This window comes from Pseudoalteromonas sp. SR43-2, assembly GCF_014163885.1.
In the GTDB taxonomy this organism is placed as follows: domain Bacteria; phylum Pseudomonadota; class Gammaproteobacteria; order Enterobacterales; family Alteromonadaceae; genus Pseudoalteromonas; species Pseudoalteromonas distincta.
Genome location: NZ_JACJED010000010.1, coordinates 53,184 through 73,773 on the forward strand (window position 1 = coordinate 53,184; position 20,590 = coordinate 73,773).

Below are 20,590 nucleotides of genomic sequence, written 5' to 3' on the forward strand. Positions count from 1 at the left end.
TGTTTATTATTGTTTATTAACTTAAAAGCAAACAATTGAAAATAGTAGAATATGTTCCTAAAAAGAGTAATTCTACAGCCTCAACGCCTTATTCAGCGGAAAAATAGGAGCGCCAGCGAGTAGTTTTTCCGATGAAGCAACTTGTTATATTCGGTGTTCAAATACGAAATTTTTATGGTCCTTTTGGAAATATACCCTTACTTTTTGAACTTCTGTACAACCTTGTAAATTTATAGATGAAAGCTCAAAATCTAGATGCTCATGCGAGTTTAATAATATGGGATCCAACTGTAACTTAAAATCAATTGTTTGATTGCTTTCTAAAGTAGCTATTGAATCATACTGCCTATAGAGGTTAAATGATCGCTCATAAGACCAAGGTGCTTGTAACTTCCTGCCTTGTTTTAAGTTTAAACGAATTGAATTAGCAAAGTTTGGGCTTACATTTTTCAAGGAACAATTGAAAATAGGATAACGTACAGTTAATTCACCACGTTTCAGATTATATATTTGGTCATAAGGTAAAGTAGTAAAAACAACTATAAAATCATCAATATCATCTGTTTCAGTTAGTTCTGCTGACTTTATAACCAATTGAGTACGTTCTTTGCCTTTTTGGTCATTTCTATAAATTAAGTAAGCCGATATAAATGCTAAAAACCCACCAGAGTAACCGCCTAGATAACTTAGCCAACCATCTACACTACCAATCATTTCACCAGGCATATACTCAAGGTAAATACGAATAATAGCGGGAGAGATAATGGGTATTGCTAGCACTAACAATACTATTAATAGAATAGATTTTTTCATTGTAACCTTAGAGAATATGACGTCCGCTTAAGCGGACTAAAATAGTGGGCTAAAATTTGTTGAGAAACGAAACATAGCCCGCTATTTTTGTTCCGTTTTGAAGCGCTTGTTATGTTTAAATTTTAGTTTTCTGCATAAGCGATATACAAATTTCGCGAAAATGCTCCGAGCTAACTTCTACGTGCTTACGGGATTGCTTGTAGCTAGATTCTACATCACTTGTTCTTCTAGCCATTTCACCACTAATTGCATCCCAAATTATTGGCATTTTGTTGATACTATAGTCTTCTTTCTTAAAATCCATATTTGGAAAGTATAAGCCTTGAAGCATCTCCATTTTAATTAGTGAATCAACGAGTTGAGAATAAATTACAGGGTCGTTATCATAATAACCGCTTTCCCTTTTATACTTCATAAGTTGAATATCAGTAATCAGTTCATCACATGCTTTTGTATAACTGATTGATGCTTCATAAAATTCTTCTATTTTTTCACAAATGATTTTTTTCCTTTCACGCTTATTTGCAAAATATTGATTAGCTAAGAGCACAAGTATCGCAATCACAACAGAAATAATAATTGCTAGAAATCTTACCCAATTTTCAGGAGAGTTTATTACAGTGGTTATTGTATCGGGTTCCATAAATACCTTTTAAACATAACGCCTAATTAACAGGCAAAAAATAGTTGGCTAAAATAAGTGAACGTAGTGAACAAAAAGCCAACTGTTTTTTGTCCTTGTTTAATTTCTTGTTATGTTTTTAACCGAAGATCTAAAAAACGCTTCATTAATTTCACATATTCAGAGTGTTGTTGCTCAATTTCCTTTTTATCCGCTGATGATAGCTCATGCAAATATCCATTTCTAAGCTGCCTAGCACTCTTACTTCCTCGCTTTCCAGATCCACCTTTATAAATCAAAAGTAAAGATTCTGAATTAAAGTGCAAATTGAAATGTTCAAGTGATTTAGAGAGGCTTTGAGTATTCAATCTCGTCTGCAATGGTTGTTTATCTGTTTGGTAATAATGCTGTAATTTTGTCGCGAAAACTTCACAGCGAAGGTATAAACCAATAAATTCACCGACCACTCCTTGGCACGAAAAACCAGGATCATTTTTAGATACACTATCTAATCCCAAATTTCTTCTAGCAATCAAAGCTGACTCTTGTTTGGTACTTCGTTTGATCATGACAACCTATTAAGAAAACATAACAGCTTATTGAACCCCACTTTGGTGGTTTATAACACCCCAAGACGGCGCATATTACATTGTTTGATATTTACGCTAAATAACTCTATTAGTAACAACTAGCTACAAGAGTTATTCAATGACCTTTATTATTTAACCCCAAAACGGCTTTTAATAATATTATGGGAAAAATTGCAAATAACTGTATTTATATACAGAAATTAATTAATTCTATTTTTATTTAAAGTTTTACAGCTCTAGGCTTTAAAACCGTGTATCCCTTTCGCAAGGATTACCATCACCGTCGCCATCCATTTTTGTATTCGGGCAATTATTAATAAAAAATACCGCCTCATCGCGTGAGCGCATTTCAGTACAATACTGCCTACCATCACACGTAAAATTTTGCGTGCTTTTAGGAATAACGACTTTTGGGTATGTTTCATCAAAGGTGGCTAAATCGTCATTAGTGGCTAAATCATTGGTGATAATGGGTGTTTGGCTGCTTGAGTGAGTGTTGTATTTATTAATCGCATAAAAACAAAGTGCTGCAATAAGCGCTATTAAGGCAACTTTACCTAAAAAGCTACTGGCAAAATTAGATTTGGCAATGCGGTGCGGCTGGTTATTGTGTTTTTGATAAGGTGCTTTAAGCTCTGCAACGCCTTCTATACGGCAGTTAACTGCTTTGGTTTTACCGTCGGGCTGTGTTGCAACTTCAAAGTAAATAGTGTCGCCCACTTTGGGCTTGCGGCTCATGTGTTTGAGCGCTGATATGTGTATAAACGTGTCGTGTTCTAGGGTGTCTGATTTAATAAAACCAAAACCTTTGTCGGTTTTCCACGACTTTAACAATCCTTTGTTCATGTATCCACCTGCTCTGCTTAAGCTGCGTTTTACTCAAATTCCATTTAGTTAACACTTGTTATTATACGTTCCTAAATTAAAACCATGCAACCAATTATTCATATTGCGTTAATTTTCACGTCTTATCTATTAAACTTAGCTGAAAAATAAGCGTGCTAAAAACAACTAAACCTCAACTTATTTTATTTATAATTTACGGCCAAATGTCCTTTAATTCACATCAACCATTACGCACTCACCTACCAACTTAACAGCTTGTTTACACTAGGTTTTGTCATTAGCTATTTCTATCTGAATTAACCGTTTTTAGTACGATTTTTCATTCGTTATTTACTTAATTTATCTATACAATCCACACCTTATTTTTACGCACGTATTTTAAGTGATTATCTCATGCTATTAACGATTGTTTATATTATTGGTATTACAGCAGAAGCCATGACTGGCGCACTTAGCGCAGGACGAATGAAAATGGATTGGTTTGGCGTAGTGCTAGTAGCCAGCGCCACGGCAATTGGCGGTGGTAGCGTACGAGATATATTACTAGGCAATTACCCGCTTACGTGGGTACAACACCCAGAGTATTTATTAATTACGTGTATTGCCGGTATTGTCACTACGTGGCTGGCTAAATGGGTAGTTAAATTTAAAGGCATATTTATGCGCCTAGACGCCCTGGGTTTAGCTGCCTTTAGCATTATTGGCTGCCAAGTGGGGCTAAATATGGGGCTGCATTACGGTATTTGTGTAGTGGCCGCCGTTGTTACTGGCGTATTTGGTGGATTACTGCGTGATTTAATATGTCGCCAAGCACCGTTGGTATTACATAACGAGCTATACGCGAGTGTATCCTTACTTGTAGCGTGTTTATACTTAGTGCTACACCATTACAATATTGACGACAACATAAGCATTATTGTAAGCCTTGTTGCAGGCTACTTAATACGTATGGCGTCAATACGCTTTAAATGGCGCTTACCTACCTTTAGTTTATTAGAGCAGCACGCTAAATAAAAATAAGCTTTAATGCAAAATAAGGCAGGTAATATACCTGCCTTAGTTAATATAACTATTAGCGTATTAATTTAATGCCCGCTTACATCACTTAACGCGGTTTTTAACCCGCTGTTATTTTGCTTAAGTACGCTAAAACTGCCATCGGTTTCGAGCACTACGGCGGCTACATCTTCTATGGCTAATATACCAGCGCCACGAATAGCGGCGCGAATTTCTGATTTTGTTACCCGCTGCGATTTAAGTGCAGCAGTGCAGTATGCACCATCACTCAGTAAAAGCGTGGGTTCTGCTTTTATAAGCGCTGCAAATTTTGACGAGCGCACACTAAGCCACGTAATAACATATTGCAGCCCTATTAATACTACAAAGGCGAGTATGCCCTCAAGCAGCGGTACACTTTTTGAAATAATAACAGACGCTAATATAGAGCCCAGCGCAATGGTGACTATGAAGTCGAACACGTTCCACTTTGAAAGCGTACGTTTACCCGATATACGAAGCCAAAACACCAGTGTGATATAACCCAGTATACCTATTGTAAGTACACGTAATAATCCCTGCATATCATCGTAAAACATAATGGTTCCTTGCTATTAAAGGTGGCAATTAGCTTTTGCTTATAACCCTACATGGCGCTAAGTTAAATAACGATGAATAAAGTGCCTGCATTTACTTTGTTAGTTGTTTTACAAACTTAATTTTACTTAGCTCTGTGCTTTGTTTATCAACGTAGCCACAAACGTGATAACCATTGGTGATTAGCATAGTTAGCATTTGAGGAAACCGGTTCATCGATTTAACATGTATATTGGTAAAGCCTTGTTCATAAGCCCACTTTTCTTGTTGAACAAGTAATTTTTTAGCAACACCTAATCTACGATAGTTAAAATGTACTCCGCCAAGCCAACTATAAAATTGTGTATTAGATAGCTCATAGCCAATTTTAAAACCAACTAATGTATCTTCTTTATGTGCTACTAATATCAATGCTTTTTTGTTTTCTAAACGGTTACGTAAAGTGTCACTATCAATGGTTGTTAGCAGTTCAGGGATATATTCACTCACTGCGGTTACATCATCAATGGTGCCTGTGGTTATAGTTATAGCCATAAAATTCCTTGTTTTTTATATGATTTGACCTAGACAGTTTAAATTTAAACTACGGTTGATTATGATGGTTTAAGCATTATATCTTTATTTTCGCTTTATCATTTTTGAAAGGATCACGATGTCTAACTATAACGAATCTCCAGAACAAGTTGAACAGGCCACTCAAGGCTTTGTTATGCAACAAACTATGTTACGTATTAAAGATCCAAAGCCGTCGCTCGAATTTTACCAAAATGTATTAGGTATGAAGCTGTTAGGTAAGTATGATTTTCCTGGTATGAAGTTTACGCTTTACTTTTTAGGCTACGAGCAAGAATTGCCACAAGGTGATGATAAAACTAAAGCAGAATGGGTGTTTCGTCGCCCTGCGCTAATTGAGCTTACCCATAACTGGGGCACCGAAACCGACGACAGCTTTGAGGGATACCACAGTGGTAACCAAGAACCTAAAGGATTTGGGCATATTGGTATTAGCGTACCGGATGTTTACGAAGCCTGTGAGCGCTTTGCAAAATACGATGTTGAGTTTGTTAAAAAACCAGATGATGGCTCAATGAAAGGCTTAGCATTTATTAAAGACCCTGACGGCTACTGGATTGAAATACTATCTGCCGAAGGTATTACTGATATTATTCTTTCTCAGTAATTATTATTTCTCGATACAAAAATATTACACATAAAAAAGCCTGCTAATGCAGGCTTAGGGTTATGTAGTAAGTAATATTTAAACGTTACTTACGTAGTGCGTCTATTCGCGCATCAAGCGGTGGGTGCGATGAAAACAATTCAGCAACACCTTTGCCACTTGCAATACCAAAGGCCATCATAGAGCCTTCTAATTGCGAAGGATGGTTTTGCTTTAATCGCTCAAGGGCTGATCGCATTTTATCAGCACCAACTAGTTTTGCTGCGCCGCTGTCGGCTGCAAATTCACGTTTACGGCTGTAACTTGCAACTACTATGCTTGCTAGCACGCCAAATAATACTTGGAATAACATATCGAATAAGAAGTATGTCCAGCTACTACCGCCCTCTTCTTCATCGCTATTAATAAAGTTATCTACAATGCCTGCCAGTACTTTTGCGGCAAATATTACAAAGGTGTTTACCACGCCTTGTATTAGCGTAAGCGTTACCATGTCGCCGTTAGCCACGTGCGATACTTCGTGGGCAAGTACGGCTTCGGCCTGATCTTTGGTCATGTTGTGCATTAAGCCTGTGCTTACTGCCACTAACGAGTTGTTTTTACTTGGGCCCGTTGCAAACGCGTTCATTTCTGGGCTGTCGTAAATAGCCACTTCTGGCATTTTAATACCTGCTTTTTGTGCTTGCGCAGATACCGTTTGTACTAGCCAATGTTCGGTTTCGTTTCGAGGCTGCGTAATTACGTGCGCGCCTGTTGATTTTTTAGCAATCCATTTCGACATGAATAACGAAATAAATGATCCACCAAAACCAAATACTGTGGCTATAAGTAAAATTCCGCCAAGGCTACGATGGCTTAAGCCCAGCGCATTCATTATTATTGAAAGCACTACACCTAATACCAACATAACCGCTAGGTTAGTTAATAAAAACAAAAATATACGTTTCATATTGTCCTCACAAAAATAGGTTTGATCACCGAACATAAAATTAAATTAGGTTAAAGCAATCACTGCGTTATGACACACTATGTCATAATGTTAGCGCTATTCTGTGACAAACTATGTCATAACACAAGTGTTATTTATGTGTTTATTGATAATTTTTTTAAGAAGAGTTTTACAGCAAATTTAAGACTAAAGTTTCTTTATAGATCAGCTTATTACAAGCTGTTATTTAGCTCTGCCATATCAATCGGAAAACCACGCTCGTGTGCCAGTATGCGTGCAACTTCGTCAATTTTTTCGCTGCTATTATGTTTAAGGTACGACCATTGGTGGGTACTGCGGTGATGATTTACAGCAGGATCGCTGCTTATTATTCCCAATTTTATAAACTCACCCACTATTTGATCTGCCGCTATTAACGTTGACGATGCTTTAACATTTTCGGCCCGTGCGTAACTAATGTGCGAATATAAACTTACATCGGCTACGCGCAAGGTGTCGTCCTCACCCGGGATTTGTTGCCCGCCATATAAGGCATTATTTTGTTTATTAGCAGTTTTAAACGCAGGGACAAACTCGGCTACATAATCAATTGCTGTTTGGGTACGTGTTTGCAATGCAGCTTCATCCCAGCCATCTTTAATATAATGCAGGTATTTATTGGGAAGTTTAGGTTGTGCGCTCATTGGCGTGGCATCAGCTAAGCCATCATTAAACAATGTAATGTTGTTAGTCATGCCATGTATTTGAAAATACCCGTTAGGGTAAGGCGTTAGTTGCGCCATGCCCTCTGGCGTGCCACGGTTACCATAAATAATTATTTCGGGTATTTGCCCACCAGCACCTTGCCAATGAGTAATGTAAGAGGCTTTAAATTCAACCATGCGTTTTACATCTACACCAACCAGGTCGTCAATAATACCGGTTTGAAAACCACACGCATTAATTAGGTAATCTACCTCAATGGTCTGTAAATCGGCTTGTGTATCGGTTTGAGTATCAGGTTGTTCATCAAGGCTTGGCTCTGATCTGTATTCAATGTGCCATTTAAGTGTTTGCTTATCATTATTGGTATTTATAACTGGCGATACGTTTTTAACACTGGTGCTTGTTAAAACATGAGCGTGTTTGTACTGTGCAAGGGCGAGTTGTGCACTGGCCGATAAACGAAATATATTCCAGCCATATTCTTGTGCAACAATAAGCGGAAACTTTAGCTTATTTAAATCTAAATGCTTAGCCACGGGTATCATCCACTCATCTAACGACGTGGGCTTGGCTACTTGTTTTTGTTTAGCAAGTTTTAGCATTTGCTCATAACTATATAACTGATAATAATGCTCAGGCTCGCCTAACACTTTATTAGCGCTGTCTTGCTGTACAAGCTCGCTGTAGGCTTTTACTAATTTATTTAAGCGCGGAAATAAATCTTCCGGTAAGTCGTCATCGCGCTTGGGTACGGCAAATACTGTAGGGCGAACATCTATGGTGTGAGGATAAAGGCGCGCAATATCTATACATTGCTTGAGTAAATCTATGCAGTCTTCGTCGGGTATTTCACGATATAAGTTGCCACCCGCGTGCAAATGGCACATTGGAGGGCCATCAATTAACGACTTTTTCTTTTCAAGTACATAAGTTTCTAACCCTAACGCAGCAAGTCTAATGGCTATTGTCGCGCCAGCTGTGCCCCCACCTATTATGCCTACGCGTTTTTTAGGTAAGCCATAGTTTAGTGCTTTTGGCTCAGCGCTTACGTGCGCATCTGGGGCGTAGTTTTCAATAAATGGGTGCGTCATATAGTCGTTATGTCCTTAGTAACATTGTCTTTAAGCAAGCTATGTATTTATAAACGTTTATATGTGTACTAAGGCTGACTATTTCAAGATTTACCTAAAAAAGTAACTTTTTTAAAACCACTTAAGTGTTTAAAGATAACGCACTAAGCAAGCTTTTGTATATTTGTAACTTAGGAGTTTGCTCGCTATATGGGCTTATAGCAAGTATTGGAAACGGTAAACGTGCTTTAAGTGAATCAAGGTTTGCTTGGTACTCGTCCATGTTTTTATCTACTTGGTTTGCAATCCAGCCAACGCAGTTTATACCCATACTTTGCATATGCGCAGCGGTTAGTAATGCATGATTTAAGCAACCTAGTTTCATACCAACAACCAGTATTACCGGCATTTTTTCTGCTTTAACCCAGTCGTATAAATAATCGTTTTTATTAATAGGTAATGCCCAACCACCAGCACCTTCGGTAAGTATAATGTCAGCGCCCTGTTGTTTTACGTTTTTATAAGCATCACTTAGTTTATCAATAGTAATACTCACCCCAACTTTCTCCGCTGCTATGTGCGGCGCAATAGGCGGTGAAAACGCAAACGGATTTACTACGTCGTATTTAGCGCTCACTGTTGCGCTTTCCATTAGTATTAGGGCATCGGCGTTTACTAGTTGATCGAATGCCATTTCGCAGCCAGCAGCAAGGGGTTTAAAGCCAATGGCTTGTTTTTTATGTTGGGCAAGTAACTTTAGTAGCAAACTGGTAACGTGGGTTTTTCCGGCATCAGTGTCGGTGCCTGTTATAAAAAATTCTTTCATGCTTTGCCTTATGATCTGAATCTAACTTTGGTTTAAGTTTTAACTTAAGCAATTAATCGCTTTTTTCAAATGGCTTTTTTTTAATGATAACAGCACCACATGATAAGACACACATGCTTTATTATTTATAAGCGGATACGCACTGCATACTTTTTGTAGCGCCGATTTGGTAAGTAAGCCTTGGCGCGTATTGGTATGATTTTGCGTTGTTGCACCAATAGCCTTAATTGAGGCAATAGCTTTTAAAGGTGTTGTGTATTCATCGGTGTAAATACGTTTTTTAGCACTATTAATAATAAAGCCCGCATTTTGGACTGATTGGTTTATATACTGTTCACTATTAAAGGTATTTACATGGCTGTTAGAATCAAGCGCTGCAAAAGCTGTTTTTATTTCGTTTAGTGAGCCCTCTACCACAGTGCTTATGTACGCCTGCCCGCCTGGTTTTAATATGTTGTAAAGCGATTGCATTAAAGCCGAAAAATTTGCAGACCACTGCACGGCAAAGTTACTGTAAATTACATCAACACTGTTTGCTTGCAGCGGCAAGTTATCCATATCGGCGCATATTTTTGATGTAGTTAAATCACTACTTTGTAGCATGTTTAAGCTCAAATCCATGGCAATAACGCTTGCAAACATACTTTGTAAGGTATGCGTATTAACAAGCGGACCTGCACCTAAATCAACACAAAGCTTATTTTTATTAATACCTGGTTTTATGAGCGCAAATAGATCGCTCGCTGCGTGTTTTTGTACATTTGCATGGGTGTTATAACGCGCTGCCGCCTTTGAAAACTTACTTTGGGTGGACTTTTTAAGCTCCTTGCTTAAATCCTTGTTTAACTCTATATCCAATTCGCTACTTACTAGGCACTGTTTTACTAAGCGAGTTTGCACTAGGTCTGTTTTTAATACTGGCTGAGCAGTCATGCTATTGCACCTACTAAATGTTTAACTAAATGCGTTATGTCTTGCTCGGTATGTGCGGCGGTTAAAGTAATGCGTAAACGTGAGGTGTTATGTGCAACTGTGGGCGGTCTAATTGCAGTGAGCCAAATACCCTGTTGTTTTAGTTTACCTGCCGCTTGTAGCGTTTGCTCAGCGCAGCCTAATACAATGGGCTGTATGGCTGTGTTTGACTCCATTACAGCAATATTATGGCTTTTAGTGAGTTGCTTAAATAATGCAATATTGGCATTTAGCTTATCGCGTTTATCATCAGCTGTTTTTATGCTTTTAATACGCGCAAGTGTGTGGCTTGCCATAAGCGGCGACATAGCAGTTGAATACGTGTAATCGCGATTAAATTGCAGCATGTAATCAATAAACTGTTTACTGCCTAATACACAGGCGCCACTACTAGCCACTGCTTTACCAAAGGTAATAACTAATATATCTGGCAGCGTTTGAGTAATAAACGCTTCGCAACTGCCTAAACCTGTTTTACCTAATGCACCAAAGCCGTGTGCGTCGTCAATCATTAGCCATGCGTTGTGCTGTTTTGCAAGTGCGAGTAATTCTTTAAGAGGCGCGGTATCGCCATCCATCGAAAACACACCTTCGCTTATAATTAGCTTGTTTTGCGCTTTTGATTTTTCGAGCCGTGAGCGTAAATGGTTCATGTCGTTGTGATTAAAACGCACTAAAGCCGCGTTAGAATGCATAGCCCCGTCAATCAAACTTGCATGATTTAACTTATCTTGAAAAATAGCGCTGTTTTGTGCAGCCGCTTTATCTTGAAACAATGCTTTAATTACGCTGTTATTAGCGCTAAACCCTGAGTTAAATAGCATTGCTGCGCCATAACCAAATTGCTCACATAAGTATTGTTCAAGCGCTTTTTGCTGAGCCTGATAACCCGTAACCAATGCTGAGCTGTGACTCCCTAATGCGTGGGAGTCATTAAGGTTAACAGCCACATCACCAAAACCTAAGTAATCGTTACTGGCAAAATTAAGATAGGTTTTATTATTAACCGTTATGGTGCGCGCTGTTGCATGTTGTACTACGTGGCGTTTACGAAGCAGTGCATCTTGCTGGCGAGCCTGCAGATGCGTATTTATAAAATCAAAAGGCATTGATATAAGCCTACGCTTCGTAAAACAATTCAGAGGTTGCTTTGTCGGCTACTTGCGATGAAAGCGAGGCTTCTACTGCTTCGTCTGAATAGTCGTGACGTTTTTCTGGGTTCATGCCTAGTTTTTTAATTAGGTTCATATCGGCATCAGCGTCTGGGTTTTCGGTGGTAAGTAGTTTATCACCATAAAATATTGAGTTAGCGCCTGCAAAAAAGCACATCGATTGCATTTGCTCGTTCATGGCGTTGCGCCCTGCCGATAAACGTACATAACTGTGTGGCATCATAATACGTGCTGTTGCTATGGTACGTATAAATTCAAAGTGATCTAAATCGTCTACGTTTTCAAGCGGTGTGCCTTTAACTTTAACGAGCATATTAATAGGCACGCTTTCTGGCTGTTGTGGCAAATTAGCTAGTTGCATAAGTAGTCCAAAGCGGTCGCTTGCTTGCTCGCCCATACCTACTATTCCGCCCGAGCATACTTTCATACCAGCATCGCGTACGTGGTCAATGGTATTTAATCTATCTTGAAAAGTACGGGTTGATATAATTTGCTCGTAATACTCAGGTGATGTGTCGAGATTATGGTTGTAGTAATCAAGCCCTGCGTCTCTAAGCTCATGGGCTTTTTCGTTTGTGAGTTTACCCAGCGTCATACAGGTTTCTAACCCTAGCTCTTTTACTTCTTTAACCATTTGCGTAATGTATGGCATATCTCTGTCTTTTGGATCTGACCATGCAGCGCCCATACAAAAACGGGTAGCGCCTTTTTGTTTTGCAAGGCGTGCTTGCTCGACTACTTTTTCTACTTCTATTAAGCGTTCGCGTTCTAAATCTGTTCGGTAATGGCCCGACTGCGGGCAGTACTTGCAATCTTCTGGGCAAGCGCCTGTTTTAATTGATAACAACGTAGAAATTTGCAATTCATTTGGGTTGAAGTTAGCACGGTGAACCGATGCGGCTTTAAACAGTAAATCGTTAAATGGCATTTCAAATAATGCTTTAACTTCAGCGTGGGTCCAATCGTGACGAACAGGTGCAAGTTCCATAATACTCTCTTATTTTTTCATAACGGTGATATTGGCTTAGTCTACGAGTTGAAGTACCATTGTCAACGAAGCCCAGCAAGTTAAAGTTTACATATGATTAAAAAGAATGCGATTGACCTTGATTTTGATCGTGAGCACATTTGGCACCCATATACGTCTATGACTAAGCCAATTCCGGTATACCCTGTTACACATGCTAATCACAATATTATTCACCTCGAAACTGGTGAACAATTAATCGATGGCATGGCCTCGTGGTGGAGCGCAATACATGGCTATAATCACCCTGTTATAAATAACGCCATGATTGAGCAAATTAATAATATGAGCCACATTATGTTTGGCGGTATTACGCATAACAGCGCGGTAGAGCTTTGCAAAAAAATAGTAAATATAACGCCGCCTAGTTTAACTAAAGTGTTTTTAGCCGACAGCGGCTCAGTAAGTGTTGAAGTAGCAATTAAAATGGCGCTGCAATATTGGTTAAGCCAAGGCATTACAACAAAACAAAAATTAATGACGCCTTACAAGGGCTACCATGGCGACACCTTTGCAGCCATGAGCGTATGCGACCCCGTTAACTCAATGCATAGTTTATATTCAGGCTTTTTACCTGAACACGTTTTTGTACCTGCACCGGTTAGTCAATTTGGGGGCGAGTTTAACCAAACTGAAGCCCAAGAGCTTGAAGAATACTTTAAAGCAAACCACAACCAAGTAGCCGCCTTTATCATTGAGCCTATTGTACAAAACGCGGGGGGTATGAACTTTTATCACCCTGATTATTTAGCCTGCGTACGTAAATTGTGCACCCAATATAATGTACTGCTAATTTGCGACGAAATTGCCACAGGCTTTGGCCGTACAGGTAAATTATTTGCTGTAGAGCACGCCAATATAGAGCCCGATATAATGTGTATTGGTAAAGCATTAACTGGCGGCTCAATGACGCTATCGGCCACTATCACTAGCGATAAAATAGCCATTGGCATAAGCGAAGGTGAAGCCGGTGTTTTAATGCACGGCCCAACTTTTATGGGCAACCCGCTTGCCTGTGCTGCGGCCTGCGCAAGTATTGATTTATTACTAGAGCAAAACTGGCAACAACGAATAAAGCAAATAAACACCCAACTACAACAACTTAATAAATGCAGTGAACTAGATGCGGTTGCCAATGTGCGTATTTTAGGTGCAATAGGTGTTGTTGAACTAAACGAGGCTGCTGGCAATGTTGATGTTGCTAAAATTCAAGCTTATTTTGTAGAGCAAGGCGTATGGATACGCCCATTCGGTAAACTAATTTACCTTATGCCACCGTATATAAGTGACGACACCAGTATAAAAACACTGTGTGATGCCATTTATAATGCCATTAAAGGCAAGCATTACGCTTAATAGTCGGTCTCAATAACTAATCCTAATACTGGTTATAGCGCTATTTGCTGTAACCTACCGCTACATTTAGTGTTTTTATCTATTAAGCGAGTTTGTAGTTATTGATCTCGTTAACCATTAGCTATATGATAATGTCTATCATTTACAATTACCTTTTTGGACTTCTTTGCTATGAAATTACTATTTAAACCAGCCAAAACTTTAGGTGCAAGCCTTTTACTAGCCTCGGCGTTTATGGCTCAACCAGTATTAGCTAACGGCCCTATTGGCGAGCATGTTAATCATCTTCAAGCTAACCTTAAAAGTTACGCAGAAGAAGTAGAATGGATGGTAGGCAAAGTTGATACCATGGTAAGCGACTACGATACTAAAGGCGCAAAATCTGTAAAAACTGATGATTTAATTGAATATTGGGAATCAGTTAAGTTTCACAGCGCAATAGAAACTAACTTTGTACCAGTATACGCTTCTATTTGGCAGGGCCTTTATGGCGTAAAAATGGCCATTGATAATAAAGAGCCTGCTGAGGAAGTTCGTAAACAGCAAAAAGCGATGAACATAGCCTTGTGGCAAGGCCTTGGGGCTGTTAAGCTTGCTGCAAAATTCCAGCAAAAAGGCTTGTTAGACACAGTAAAAGCAACCGCTACAACTCAAATGACACAAAGTGCCACAATTGATGAAATTAAGCACAAATTAGACCGTGTAGTAGCTAAATTTGCTGAGCGTTTACGAGACGAAGCAACTAAAATTGTTCACGATACTTATCTGCACCTGTTTGAAGGCGTTGAAGGAACTCTTATTGAACAAGATGCAAAACTAGTTGAAGTGCTGGAAAAAGACTTTAACGTAACACTGCCACAAGCCATTACAAACAGCAAAAGCGTAGACGAAGTACGCGATGTGATCAGTGATATGCAAACAAAATTAGACCGCGCTAAGGTTTTAATAGAAAAAGCCGAAAAAGCTCGTAAGGATGTATTTTAAGTGAAGCGTAGGACCTTTATTCAAGGCCTAGCTGCGTTAGGGGTGGTTGGCTCATTGCCGCTGCCTCTTTCTCGTGCGCTAGCCGCTGATATAGCAAACCCTGTTTCTGTTGACGATTTACCAAAGCTTAAAGGCGAGTTAACCCTTTACTTAGGCCGAGGCGAAGGTGGTTTGTATGAAAACGTATTACAAGCAATCCAGAAAAAAAATCCAGACTTTAAGTTAGGCATTCGCCGAGGTCCTACTGCTGCTTTAGCAAATACCATTGTTGCAGAAGCTAAAGCTGGCGTTCGCCGCGCTGATTTATTTTGGGCGGTTGATTCAGGCGCAATTGGTTTAGTAACCGATGCAGGCCTTGCACAACCTATCCCAGGTGATTTATCTGCTCAGTTACAACCACAATTTAGATATAAAGAGTGGGCACCAGTAACTGGCCGTATTCGTACATTGCCATATAACACGTCCCGTTTGACTAAAGATCAAATTCCAACAAGTATTATGGAAATTGCCGACAGCGATTTAAGTATTGGCTGGGCGCCCGCCTACGCTTCTTTTCAATCGTTTGTAACCGCAATGCGAATCTTAGAAGGCGATGACAAAACCGCTAAGTGGCTTAAAAAGATTCAAAAACGTGCTAAAACATACGCCGGCGAGCTAGGTGTTGTTATGGGCGTTGAACGCGGTGAAGTTGATATTGGTTTTGCTAATCACTATTACACTTTGCGTTTAAAATCAGGTAAACCTGATGCCAAGCTAGATTTAGCATTTACACAAAATGATGCGGGCTGTTTAGTTAATGCATCGGGTGTATTAGCGCTTAACGACGATCCGCTTGCAACTAACTTTATGCGTTACTTACTAAGTAAAGAAGTACAAGGTTACTTAGCCAGTGAAGCGTACGAAATTCCGTTAGTAAATGGTATTACCCAACCTGAGGGTTTACCGTCACTCGCTAATATTTCTCCACCTAAAGTAGATTTAACACAGCTAGCTGATTTACGCCCTACTATAGATTTGATGCGAAGCAGCGGCGTGTTGTAATGAAAATACCTGCCTCTTATCCAATGGCGCTGCTTGCAGCGCTTGTTGCGCTTACCCCTGTTTGTGTATTAATTGTGCTTGCAAGCGATGCGAGCTCAGTGTTTGACACCCACAACCTGCAAATTTTAGGTAACACGTTATCGTTAATGGGTTTAACGGTACTCGGATCTATTTTAATTGGTGTGCCACTGGCGTTTATTAGCGCGTATGTGCATTTACCATTTAAAAAGCTCTGGCTGGTTGTATTTGCTGCCCCACTGGCAATTCCCAGTTATATTGGCGCATTTACACTTTATGCTGCTTTTGGCCCCGGTGGCGAAATAAACACCTTAACAGGAATAGAAACACCATCTATGTATGGCCTAACAGGTGCCGCCATTGTAATGACGCTTTATACCTTCCCGTTTGTAATGATGACAACTCGCTCATCCCTACTGAGCCTTGACGCAAGCATGGTTAATGCCGCACGAACGCTGGGCATGTCGATGACGCAAAGTATATTTAAAGTTATATTACCACGCGTAGTTAACGGTATTGCAGCAGGCTCATTGTTAGTCGCGCTTTATACGTTATCAGACTTTGGCACGCCCGCAATGATGCGCTTAGATACGTTTACCCGCGTAATTTATGTTGAATACAACGCCTTTGCGTTAGGGCGAGCTGCCATGCTTTCACTTCAACTGATGGTTATTGTCGGTTTTTTACTTTTAGTTGAATCACAAATAAAAACAGCGCCTGAGCGCCATGGTCGCCCGTTAATTTTATTTCCAAGTAAAGTACAATTAAGTGCCATGTTTGTTACGTTTGCACCTGTTTTACTGCTTGCTATTGGCTTGCCTTTGGCTATATTTTCGCTTTGGTTAGCTCGCGATGGTTTTAGCTCATTTGATTTTAATATTGCATGGAACTCTACGTATGCATCGGGTATTGCGGCAATTGTAGCCGTTATCGTTGCGATCCCCGTTGCACATGCTGCACTGAGTGGAAAAGCGGGTCGTTTAATGGAGCGTGTTACTTACTTTGGTTTTGGTATTCCGGGTATAGTAATGGGCACAGCGCTTGTTTACGGTGGTTTGCAGTTGCCGTTTTTATATCAAACACTGGGATTGCTTATTATTGCTTACATGCTGCGATTTTTACCACTTGCTGTAGGCTCTGTTAGAACAAGCACCGAACACTTAGATCCAAGCTTAGTGAAGTCTGCGCGCGTATTAGGTGCAAGCCCACGTGAAGTATTTACTCGCATAACACTGCCTTTAACTATGCGCGGTATTATTGCCGGTGCAGCACTGGTGTTTTTAGAGTCAATGCGTGAACTCGAAGCCACGCTATTACTTGGTCCTACAGGGTTTGAAACCCTCTCTACTTATTTATGGCGTGTATACGAAGCGGGCTATTTTGGTCGCGCCGCGATTCCAGGGTTATTGTTAGTAGTGATATCTGCCTGCGGGTTAGCTATTATGATGTCTGGCGAAAAACGCAACCAGTTTGAACATTAAGGATTTAAGAAACAATGCTATCTGTAAGTCAGTTGTCTATAGATTATGGCAGTAACCGCGTAGTAAGCGATTTAAACTTTTCGCTGGGTGAAAACGAAATCCTTATGCTTGTAGGGCCAACAGGTTGTGGTAAAAGTACAATTTTACAAGCCCTTGCTGGCCTTATACCTATTAGCGAAGGCGAAATAAACACGGGGAAATGGCGCGCTACTCCCAAATTAACACTACCTCCTGAAAAACGCAGTGTAGGTATGGTGTTTCAAGATTTTGCGTTATTTCCGCACTTAACCGTACAGCAAAACATTTGCTTTAGATTAAAAGATACAGCCCCTGCTGAGTATTGGATAAACCTACTTGGACTGAGCGATTTTAGAGATAAAAAACCAGCTACGCTTTCTGGCGGACAAAAGCAACGTGTTGCACTTGCGCGCACCCTTGCCCACCAACCTGATTTTGTATTGCTTGATGAGCCGCTTTCAAACTTAGATGCCGCCCTTAAAGACATGCTTCGTTGGGATATTAGAAACGCACTTAAAGCAGCTGGCGTACCGGCGATTTGGGTAACACATGACCAAGAAGAAGCACTCTCAGTTGGCGATCGTGTTGGTGTACTTAAAGGCGGCAAAATTCAGCAAATCGATACACCCGAGCGCTGCTTTAGTACCCCAAATAATCGCTTTGTGGCACGCTTTTTAGGTGAAGCCAGCTTTATTAGCGGCCAATTTAGCCAAGGACAAGCCACTACCTCAATTGGTAATGCTCCCGCTCATGGCGTTGACTGTGAAAGTGGCGACGTTGATGTACTACTTCGACCAGACGATGTGTTACTTGTACAAAGCAGTGTTGGCAATAACGGCGAAGTAATTTGGGTACGTTTTGAAGGTGGCAGCCGCTTGTGCGCTGTAAAACTTGCGTGCTCTACGGTTGTAACTAGCCGAGTAAGCCATGAAGTTGTGGTAAACCCAGGCGACGAAGTGCATGTATCACTAAGTACATCGCACCCACTAGCGGTTTATACAAAAGCTAGCTAGTAGCGCTTAACAACTAAAAAAGCCCATATGTATGGGCTTTTTAAATTAAAACGTTAATGCAAATCACCACTCAAACATGTAGGCCATTTTACTTATAGTTTTTAGCGGCACATTATGTGAGTTTCGTTTAGCGTATAGGTGCTGCATAGCTTTGTCTTTTACTTCACCCACTATCACTTCTTTTACTTGATAACCTAAAGCAACGGCAGCTTGAGAGTAAGCTATAAATTCCCACTTTTTAATATTGGTGTTATCTACGATCACCAATGGAATGCCTTGAGCAAGTGCATTTATAAAGCGCGCCAAATTTAAATTATGAAATTGTGGTAACTTAAATTTATCGAAATGATATTCGCCCTGCTCATTATTAAAGTAATCATCAGTTGAGCAAATTAGATACTGACTTTCGTCGGCTCCACCTAATTCGTCAGCAAGGCTTTGCGCGTAGTAAGACTTACCACTTCCTGGTAGTCCTCGTAAAATAAAAACTTGTTTCATAGCATCGATTTTTTAAGGGTGAATAAATATTAATTTAGTTTGGATGTTAATAATGCCACAAAATCATTAAATTTCAGAGCAACAAATCATAATAGTGGCAATTAAACTCTAAAAACTGTTTAAAAATAAACCGCATGCATAAAAACTTTTAAAGAGTTGCCCACAATAGTTTTTTTATTTAACTTTACTAGGTAAGATACAGGGTTCAAGTGCAGCGCCGTTTATGTGCAATTTATGCCCGAGTGTTGCGCACAGTTAAAATAAAATAGTTAGGCAACTTATATCATTGGAGTGAAGATGAGCCATTTAGCGATTTCAGAGCTATTAAAAGGCAATGTTGCGGTAGACAGCCAAGTAACAATTAAGGGCTGGATCCGTACTCGCCGCGATTCAAAAGCAGGAATTTCATTTTTAGCCGTTCATGACGGTTCGTGTTTTGATCCTATTCAAGCGGTAGTTCCTAATTCACTGAATAATTATGATGAAGTTACTAGCTTAACAGCCGGTTGTTCTGTGTCGGTTACTGGTGTTTTAGTTCAATCTGCTGGCCAAGGTCAATCTTACGAAATTCAAGCTAACTCAGTGACTGTGTTAGGTTGGGTAGAAAACCCAGATTCATACCCAATGTCGGCAAAGCGCCACAGCATTGAGTACTTACGTGAGCACGCTCACCTTCGCCCTCGTACAAATATGATTGGCGCGGTAACTCGTGTACGCAACTGTTTAGCACAAGCTATTCACCGTTTTTACCACGAGCAAGGCTTTTACTGGATCAGCACGCCAATCATTACGGCAAGTGACTGTGAAGGTGCGGGTGAGATGTTCCGTGTATCAACGCTAGATATGCAAAACTTACCACTTACAGATAAAGGCGATGTTGATTACAGCGAAGATTTCTTCGGTAAAGAAGCATTCCTTACTGTATCTGGTCAGTTAAATGGCGAAACTTACGCGTCTGCAATGTCAAAAATTTATACATTTGGCCCTACATTCCGCGCAGAGAATTCAAATACATCTCGCCACCTTGCAGAATTTTGGATGGTAGAACCTGAAGTAGCGTTTGCTGATTTAGAAGACATAGCAAAACTTGCTGAAAACATGCTTAAGTATGTGTTTAAAGCCGTACTTGAAGAGCGCCGTGATGATATGGAATTTTTTGCACAACGTGTAGAAAAAACCGCAATTACGCGTTTAGAAGAATTTGTAGATAAAGACTTTGCACAAGTTGACTACACAGACGCTGTAGAAATCCTTAAAAACTGTGGCAAAAAGTTTGAGTACGCTGTTGAATGGGGTGTAGATTTACAGTCTGAGCACGAGCGTTACTTAGCTGAAGAGCACTTTAAAGCACCGGTAGTTATTAAAAACTACCCTCGTGACATTAAAGCATTTTACATGCGCCAAAACGAAGACGGTAAAACCGTTGCCGCAATGGATGTTGTAGCACCAGGTATTGGTGAGATCATTGGTGGTTCACAACGTGAGGAACGCCTTGATGTGCTTGATGCACGCCTAGAAGAAATGGGCTTAAACAAAGAGGATTACAGCTGGTACCGCGATTTACGTAAATACGGTAGCGTGCCACATTCAGGCTTTGGTTTAGGCTTTGAACGCTTAGTTGCTTATGTAACAGGTATGGGCAACGTACGTGACGTTATTGCCTTCCCTCGTACTAAAGGCAGCGCAACTTACTAAATTGGTAAGTAAACTGTTTATAAATACTAAAAACCGGCCAATTGGCTGGTTTTTTTGTGTCTTTAATCTACCGAATAAAAAAGCCGCAGCACTCAAAGAGCACCACGGCTTTCAACCAGAA

General features: G+C 40.1%; 21 protein-coding genes. 8 read left to right on the forward strand and 13 right to left on the reverse strand.

Features of this window, described 5'->3' with window-relative positions; genetic code table 11:
- Nucleotides 1–144 precede the first annotated feature (144 nt).
- The 4 genes from H5120_RS10265 to H5120_RS10280 form a co-directional block, all read right to left on the reverse strand.
- Nucleotides 145–813 (reverse strand): hypothetical protein, encoded by a 669-nt coding sequence (locus H5120_RS10265; protein ID WP_182674297.1) that lies wholly within the window; start codon nucleotides 811–813, stop codon nucleotides 145–147.
- A 115-nt stretch (nucleotides 814–928) separates the two neighbouring features.
- Nucleotides 929–1,456, reverse strand: coding sequence for a hypothetical protein (locus H5120_RS10270; protein ID WP_182674298.1), 528 nt, complete (start codon nucleotides 1,454–1,456; stop codon nucleotides 929–931).
- A 110-nt stretch (nucleotides 1,457–1,566) separates the two neighbouring features.
- Nucleotides 1,567–2,004, reverse strand: coding sequence for a hypothetical protein (locus H5120_RS10275; RefSeq protein WP_182674299.1), 438 nt, complete (start codon nucleotides 2,002–2,004; stop codon nucleotides 1,567–1,569).
- A 264-nt stretch (nucleotides 2,005–2,268) separates the two neighbouring features.
- The gene (locus H5120_RS10280; RefSeq protein ID WP_182674300.1) at nucleotides 2,269–2,871 is read right to left on the reverse strand and encodes a cold shock domain-containing protein; all 603 of its coding nucleotides are present in this window, start codon (nucleotides 2,869–2,871) and stop codon (nucleotides 2,269–2,271) included.
- A 393-nt stretch (nucleotides 2,872–3,264) separates the two neighbouring features.
- Between H5120_RS10280 and H5120_RS10285 the strand changes: the two genes are divergently transcribed.
- Complete coding sequence (locus tag H5120_RS10285) at nucleotides 3,265–3,885, forward strand: trimeric intracellular cation channel family protein (protein WP_101216650.1); 621 nt, start codon at nucleotides 3,265–3,267, stop codon at nucleotides 3,883–3,885.
- Nucleotides 3,886–3,956: 71 nt separating this feature from the next.
- Here the strand turns inward: H5120_RS10285 and H5120_RS10290 are convergent, their stop codons facing one another.
- Together H5120_RS10290 and H5120_RS10295 are read right to left on the reverse strand one after the other, a co-directional pair.
- Nucleotides 3,957–4,466, reverse strand: a complete 510-nt coding sequence (locus tag H5120_RS10290; RefSeq protein ID WP_182674301.1) for a DUF421 domain-containing protein — start codon at nucleotides 4,464–4,466, stop codon at nucleotides 3,957–3,959.
- Between the two features lie 91 nt (nucleotides 4,467–4,557).
- The gene (locus H5120_RS10295; protein ID WP_182674302.1) at nucleotides 4,558–4,998 is read right to left on the reverse strand and encodes a GNAT family N-acetyltransferase; all 441 of its coding nucleotides are present in this window, start codon (nucleotides 4,996–4,998) and stop codon (nucleotides 4,558–4,560) included.
- Between the two features lie 118 nt (nucleotides 4,999–5,116).
- Here H5120_RS10295 and gloA point away from each other — a divergent pair, with 118 nt between their 5' ends.
- Nucleotides 5,117–5,644, forward strand: coding sequence for a lactoylglutathione lyase (gene gloA, locus H5120_RS10300; RefSeq protein ID WP_182671627.1), 528 nt, complete (start codon nucleotides 5,117–5,119; stop codon nucleotides 5,642–5,644).
- Nucleotides 5,645–5,729: 85 nt separating this feature from the next.
- Here gloA and htpX read toward each other — a convergent pair whose 3' ends face one another.
- The 6 genes from htpX to bioB all read right to left on the reverse strand — a co-directional run bounded on the left by htpX (nucleotide 5,730) and on the right by bioB (nucleotide 12,326).
- Nucleotides 5,730–6,593: a protease HtpX gene (gene htpX / locus H5120_RS10305; RefSeq protein WP_182674303.1), complete on the reverse strand. Its 864-nt coding sequence runs from the start codon at nucleotides 6,591–6,593 to the stop codon at nucleotides 5,730–5,732.
- A 212-nt stretch (nucleotides 6,594–6,805) separates the two neighbouring features.
- A complete protein-coding gene (locus H5120_RS10310; RefSeq protein ID WP_182674304.1) occupies nucleotides 6,806–8,389 on the reverse strand; it encodes an FAD-dependent oxidoreductase in 1,584 nt (527 codons plus the stop codon).
- Between the two features lie 121 nt (nucleotides 8,390–8,510).
- The gene (gene bioD, locus H5120_RS10315; protein ID WP_182674305.1) at nucleotides 8,511–9,194 is read right to left on the reverse strand and encodes a dethiobiotin synthase; all 684 of its coding nucleotides are present in this window, start codon (nucleotides 9,192–9,194) and stop codon (nucleotides 8,511–8,513) included.
- Between the two features lie 39 nt (nucleotides 9,195–9,233).
- Complete coding sequence (locus tag H5120_RS10320; protein WP_182674306.1) at nucleotides 9,234–10,127, reverse strand: methyltransferase domain-containing protein; 894 nt, start codon at nucleotides 10,125–10,127, stop codon at nucleotides 9,234–9,236.
- Nucleotides 10,124–11,275 (reverse strand): 8-amino-7-oxononanoate synthase, encoded by a 1,152-nt coding sequence (locus tag H5120_RS10325; protein ID WP_182674307.1) that lies wholly within the window; start codon nucleotides 11,273–11,275, stop codon nucleotides 10,124–10,126. The genes H5120_RS10320 and H5120_RS10325 overlap by 4 nt, the downstream gene beginning before the upstream one ends.
- Before the next feature lie 10 nt (nucleotides 11,276–11,285).
- Nucleotides 11,286–12,326, reverse strand: coding sequence for a biotin synthase BioB (gene bioB, locus H5120_RS10330; protein WP_182674308.1), 1,041 nt, complete (start codon nucleotides 12,324–12,326; stop codon nucleotides 11,286–11,288).
- Between the two features lie 93 nt (nucleotides 12,327–12,419).
- On the opposite strand from bioB, the gene bioA reads away from it, so the two are divergent.
- The 5 genes from bioA to H5120_RS10355 all read left to right on the forward strand — a co-directional run bounded on the left by bioA (nucleotide 12,420) and on the right by H5120_RS10355 (nucleotide 18,276).
- Nucleotides 12,420–13,721: an adenosylmethionine--8-amino-7-oxononanoate transaminase gene (gene bioA, locus H5120_RS10335; RefSeq protein ID WP_182674309.1), complete on the forward strand. Its 1,302-nt coding sequence runs from the start codon at nucleotides 12,420–12,422 to the stop codon at nucleotides 13,719–13,721.
- A gap of 171 nt (nucleotides 13,722–13,892) precedes the next feature.
- Nucleotides 13,893–14,705, forward strand: a complete 813-nt coding sequence (locus H5120_RS10340) for a hypothetical protein (RefSeq protein ID WP_182674310.1) — start codon at nucleotides 13,893–13,895, stop codon at nucleotides 14,703–14,705.
- Entirely contained in the window at nucleotides 14,706–15,746 is a 1,041-nt protein-coding gene (locus H5120_RS10345) for an extracellular solute-binding protein (RefSeq protein ID WP_096793161.1), read from the forward strand.
- On the forward strand, nucleotides 15,746–17,245 hold the full coding sequence (locus H5120_RS10350; RefSeq protein WP_182674311.1) for an iron ABC transporter permease: 1,500 nt from the start codon (nucleotides 15,746–15,748) through the stop codon (nucleotides 17,243–17,245). The genes H5120_RS10345 and H5120_RS10350 overlap by 1 nt, the downstream gene beginning before the upstream one ends.
- Nucleotides 17,246–17,259: 14 nt before the next feature.
- Nucleotides 17,260–18,276, forward strand: coding sequence for an ABC transporter ATP-binding protein (locus H5120_RS10355; RefSeq protein ID WP_182674312.1), 1,017 nt, complete (start codon nucleotides 17,260–17,262; stop codon nucleotides 18,274–18,276).
- 63 nt (nucleotides 18,277–18,339) lie between these two features.
- On the opposite strand, the gene H5120_RS10360 is transcribed toward H5120_RS10355, so the two are convergent.
- Nucleotides 18,340–18,774 (reverse strand): ATP-binding protein, encoded by a 435-nt coding sequence (locus tag H5120_RS10360; protein ID WP_002961231.1) that lies wholly within the window; start codon nucleotides 18,772–18,774, stop codon nucleotides 18,340–18,342.
- A 297-nt stretch (nucleotides 18,775–19,071) separates the two neighbouring features.
- On the opposite strand from H5120_RS10360, the gene asnS reads away from it, so the two are divergent.
- Nucleotides 19,072–20,469, forward strand: coding sequence for an asparagine--tRNA ligase (asnS, locus tag H5120_RS10365; protein WP_002961230.1), 1,398 nt, complete (start codon nucleotides 19,072–19,074; stop codon nucleotides 20,467–20,469).
- Nucleotides 20,470–20,590 lie beyond the last annotated feature (121 nt).